The sequence below is a fragment of the Rossellomorea oryzaecorticis genome (genome assembly GCF_045897515.1).
Classification (GTDB): Bacteria; Bacillota; Bacilli; order Bacillales; family Bacillaceae_B; genus Rossellomorea; species Rossellomorea enclensis.
This window is the reverse complement of the sequence record NZ_JBJOSA010000049.1, coordinates 1-1,473: the sequence shown is the minus strand read 5'-3', so window position 1 is coordinate 1,473 and position 1,473 is coordinate 1. Positions and strand designations below refer to the sequence as shown.

The 1,473-nt window shown below is 40.9% G+C and carries 1 protein-coding gene and 1 pseudogene; both read right to left on the bottom strand.

Annotation, left to right across the window (positions count from 1 at the left end; genetic code table 11):
• Positions 1–308: pseudogene (locus ACKA06_RS21605) on the bottom strand (hypothetical protein); the annotation flags it as partial.
• A gap of 168 nt (positions 309–476) precedes the next feature.
• On the bottom strand, positions 477–1,112 hold the full coding sequence (locus ACKA06_RS21600) for a lysozyme inhibitor LprI family protein (RefSeq protein WP_411160628.1): 636 nt from the start codon (positions 1,110–1,112) through the stop codon (positions 477–479).
• Positions 1,113–1,473: the final 361 nt, after the last annotated feature.

Below are 1,473 nucleotides of genomic sequence, written 5' to 3'. Positions count from 1 at the left end.
ACGTCAGTTCTTAACTCTTTCATGTCCGCTTGTAAGTCAGTTCTAAACTCTTGCATTTCTGCCTGTACGTCAGTTCTTAACTCTTTCATGTCCGCTTGTAAGTCAGTTCTAAACTCTTGCATTTCTGCCTGTACGTCAGTTCTCAACTCTTTCATATCCGCTTGTAAGTCAGTTCTAAACTCTCTCATATCCGCTTGCACGTCAGTTCTTAACTCTTTCATGTTACTTTCAAGTTCTTTCATATTACTGTCAAGCTCTTTTATGTTACGCTGAATATCGCTTAACATGTTCACGATTTGCTTTTCCATTTTACTCACCTCCTTTTTACCATTATAGGGGAAAGGAAATGAGGATACTAGCCTAAGATTTAGTAAGCTGGAAAAGTTATAAAGGCAGGTGCCATGACCCAGGAAGAGGGGAGGTTCTTTTGCATGGGAAGCACCAGAACCACCTCCTCATTTCAAGCAAATCGCCTTTTAATCCCTCATATACTGCTCCACCAATTCATAACACCGGTCCTTCGTCGACTCGTACAAAGAGATATACCACGCCACATATTCAAACGTGCCGCCTTCATACTTCAGTCGTTCTTTTTCTGCTTTTTCTTCCTTTTCCTTGATCCATTCTAGTTGTTCGGTCTTTAATTCGGCCATGACCTCTGGGGAGAGCTCTTTTTTCAAGAGGGCATAGATTTCATTCAAGGCATCATCATATTTTTCGTATGCGACCCCGTAGTAGTTTTTCATCGCATTGGTGACACCTTTGTCGGAATCCTTTTTATATGGAAGGGCATCGAGTTCTTTTTGGATGTTGTCCAGTTTTTCTGTATATGCTTGTTTTCCTTCAACTTTTGTGACTGTAACCTCCTGGTCTGAACTTTCCGTGCTGCTGTTGTCAGAGGAAGACTCGTTCGGCTGATCCTCCTCGTTTTCATCACTGGACGTTGTACTTTCTGCAGGTGAGTCATCCGATTTTGAGGGCTCCTCTGTGCTTGCTGAGATCGCATCGGATTCCGGCTGATCGGCCGCATTCTCATCGGGGGATTGACTACATGCGGACATTCCCATGAGTAACATAGCGGATATGGCCGATAATACTAATCTTTTATTCATTGTTACAGCTCCAATCTTTTGTTAAAAATGCACGTATGGATTATTTTAACATATCCAGATATATCCTTCTAATGAAACCGGAATGTTTGATGCGCTTCCTGCTTTTTTATATGAAAAAAGGAATCTTTTTGGTTTAAATCTAACTGGACGCCAGGATATTTCATGAAAATTAGTAGTATTTTCCGTCTTGAGTTATCCAAAATCGCTCCAAGATTAAAATACAAACCACTTTTCAGGATTTTCAAGCCACCTTTGAAAAATACGTGCCACTTTCCAAATTTACGGGTTGTGTCAATAATTATGTGTAAGAGAGTACTCCCTGTATATATACTTCTCTTGGGTAATGGGGGTTGCCTTTCCC